This is a genomic window from Dietzia sp. CW19 (assembly GCF_014145265.1).
GTDB lineage: Bacteria > Actinomycetota > Actinomycetes > Mycobacteriales > Mycobacteriaceae > Dietzia > Dietzia natronolimnaea.
Window position 1 is genome coordinate 1 of record NZ_JAALEE010000200.1, and the last position, 3,297, is coordinate 3,297.

Annotated in this window: 2 protein-coding genes; both read right to left on the reverse strand. The window is 69.9% G+C overall.

What is annotated here, in order from left to right; translation table 11 throughout:
* Positions 1–2,432: Na+/H+ antiporter subunit A (locus G6021_RS06795; RefSeq protein ID WP_182640913.1), on the reverse strand; the 2,432-nt coding region annotated here is incomplete at its 3' end.
* Positions 2,433–2,563: 131 nt separating this feature from the next.
* A complete protein-coding gene (locus tag G6021_RS06800; protein ID WP_182640914.1) occupies positions 2,564–3,073 on the reverse strand; it encodes a hypothetical protein in 510 nt (169 codons plus the stop codon).
* Positions 3,074–3,297 lie beyond the last annotated feature (224 nt).

Consider the following 3,297-nt stretch of genomic DNA (forward strand, 5'->3'; position numbering starts at 1 on the left):
TCGCGGACGGTGGCGCCGACGAGCCACCGTCCGGGGGTCGCCCCCGGCGCCTCGATGACGATCCGGGCCGCCTCGACGCCGCGCCGACCCGAGCGGGTCTTGTCGACGTCGGCCAGACGCGGGCCGGAGCCGTAGCGACGGTTGCGGAACACGAGGCTGGCCACCCCGGTGGCGGCGACCAGCAGGACGGTGATCTCGCCGAGGGTGTCCCACGCGCGGATGTCGACCAGGGTGACGTTGACGGCGTTGGCGCCGTTGCCGATCTGGTAGGCGATGTCGGGGAAGACGAGCGAGACGGCCGGGTGCTGGCGGGCGTTGATCGCGTACGCACCGGCCACCACCACGAGCAGCCCTACGCCGATCCCGAGCCAGGCCCGCAGACGGCGGAAACCGTTCGAGAGCGGTACCTCGGCCGGCATCGTCCTCAGGACCAGCACGAACGCGACCATCAGGAGCGTCTCGACCAGGACCTGCGTGAGCGCGAGGTCCGGGGCTCCGTGGATGGCGAAGATGACGGCGACGCCGTAGCCGGTGACGGACATGCAGATCACGGCGGCGAGGCGGTTGCGCAGCACCGTGGCGGCCACCGCGGCGAGCGCCATGGGGATCATGACGATCAGCACCACCGGGTTCGCCGACAGCTCCATCCGCAGGCCCTCGCGCGTACCGGCCAGGAGCGAACCGAACGGGAAGATCACGAACGTGACCAGGATGATGCCGAGGGTGAGCGGTAGCGACCCACGCTGGATACTCGCCGTCAGGCGCAGGGACAGCAGGTCGAAGAACCGGAGGACGGCGTCGTAGATGCGGTCGGCGTTACCCAGGGCGGGCGACTCGAACTGCATCCTCTCGACGGTCCGCTGCGCCACGTAGAGCAGGGCGCCCAGCAGATAGACCACCAGGGTGAGCGCGAGCGGGATGCCTATCCCGTGCCACAGTCCCAGGTGGTAGCCCTCGGGGCCGCGCCAGGGGCTGCCGGGCGGGAATGCCACGTCGACGTACCGGGCGATCATGTTCTCGACGGGCGCGTTCCACAGCCCCAGCACCAGGCCGGACCCGGCCAGTACGGCCGGAACGGAGAGGAAGAGCGGTCCCGCGGGGCGGGAGGAGGCGACGGCGGGGCTGATGCCGTCGGGGAAGGAACTCTTGGAGCGGAACGCGCCCATCACCAGGCGCGCGGTGTAGGAGAAGGTGAGTATCGACCCCGCCACGAGCCCAGCGGTCACGACCAGCGACGGCATCCCGTGCAGGCGCTCCTCGGACAGGACGGTGGCGAACGCCGCCTCCTTCCCGACGAACCCCAGGAAGGGCGGGAGCCCGGCCATCGAGGCGGCGGCGAGGGTGAAGACCACCGCGAGGGCGGGCCGCTTACGGCCCAGTCCCGACAGGTCCCTGATCTCCCTCGTCCCGGTGGTCTTGTCGATCACGCCGACGGACATGAACAGGGCGGACTTGAACAGCGAGTGCGCGAGCAGCATCGTGAGCCCGGCGAGCATCGTGTCACGTGAGCCGATGCCCACGAGAACGAGGAGGAAGCCCAGCTGGCTCACGGTGCCGAACGCCAGCACGAGTTTGAGGTCGGTCTCCCGCAACGCGCGCCACCCGGCCATGAGGAGGGAGCTCAGACCGAGGGCGATGAGAGGCAGTTGCCAGGTGGACGAGCCCGACAGGCCCGGGGTCAGGAGCGCGACGAGGAAGACCCCGGCCTTGACCATGGCCGCGGAGTGTAGGTAGGCACTCACCGGGGTCGGGGCGGTCATGGCCCCCGGGAGCCAGAAGTGCAATGGGGCGATGGCCGACTTGCTGGCCGCGCCGACTATCACCAGGATCAGCGCCCAGTGGATGAGCGTCCCCGACGGTGGTGCCGCCACGATATCGCTGATCAGGTAGGAGCCGGCGGCCTGGCCGAGGATGATCATCCCGACGAGCATCGCGAGACCGCCGAGGGTGGTCACGAGCAGCGCCTGGGTGGCCGCGCGGCGCGCGGAGGCCCGCTCGGCGTAGTGGCCGACGAGCAGGAAACTCAGGACGGACGTGATCTCCCAGAAGATGTAGAGGAGGATCATGTTGTCGGCCACGACCAGTCCGAACATGACGCCCGCGAAGGCGACCAGCTCGGCGGCGAACAGGTGGAGACGTGGTTCGTCGTCCTTGAAGTACCAGGTGCAGTAGACCAGGACGAGCGCACCCACGCCGAGGGCGATGAGGGCCAGGAGCGCCGACAACGCGTTCATGCGCAGATCCAGCGAGAGGTGGATGCCGGGCGCCCACTGGACGGACTCGGTGGGCACGCGGTCCAGGTTGGCGGCCACCCACACCGCGCCCGCCGCGGGCACCGTGGCCAGGGCGAGGAACGCGCGACGGCCGAACCGCAACACCAGCGGGATCGCGATCATGGCGGCCACGGCATGGGCCGCGAGAATCACGATCACCGGCGACTCCTCTCGCTACGTCGAACGGACGACGACGTGCGGACGCCCCCGCCGTGTGCAGCGGGGTGCCGGTGGTCGACCGGGGTTAGGGTTCCGTGACTACTTTACAGAAGCGATCCGTGTGGCCGTGCTCAGCGCAGGTGGAGCAGGGTCGCGGCGCTCAGCAGCGCGACGATCGAGGCCTCGCCGGGGGACTGCCCGAAACCCATGGCCCATGTCGTGCGGCGACCGCAGGTGGCCTGCAGGATCGTGCACCAGGACTCGGTTCGGCCGAACGCGTCACCCTCGTACTGGTGGAACCGCTCGATCTCCACGCGGGCGCCGATCCTGCCCAGCATCTCGGACATGGCGGTGAGGTCACCGCAGGACTCGGTGGTCAGGCGGTGGGCGGTGAACTCACCCGGGGTGGAGGGGTCCCGGGTCGACAGGATCGCCTCGTAGGCGGTGATCCCGCGGCCCAGCGGCCGACGTGTGAGGTCGGCCAGGTGGAAGTGGTCGGTCGACGGCGCGTAGGTGTCGATCAGCGTGCGCCAGTCCAGTTCGGCCGCCTCGTCGGCGAAGCCGCGCGGCAACCGGCGACCGAACCGCTCGGCGAACGGGCAGGAGGTCGTCCCGGTGGGGGAGGAGGTGGTGGTGTACATGGTGTTCTCGTCTCAGACGTCGGTGCGGGGACCGACGGAGATCGAGCAACCACGCAACGGGGGTGCCGGTCTTCAGGCCCCGTTACGTCCGGTTACTACGAGAATCTTCCGCATGACCGAGAACTGTAGACCGCGCAGGCGTGCGGCGGCAAGCGGACGTGACCGGGTTCTCTGCCCGCCACGGTGCGTCCGGCGCCCGGCCGGTCCGCGCGTCCGGCGCCCGG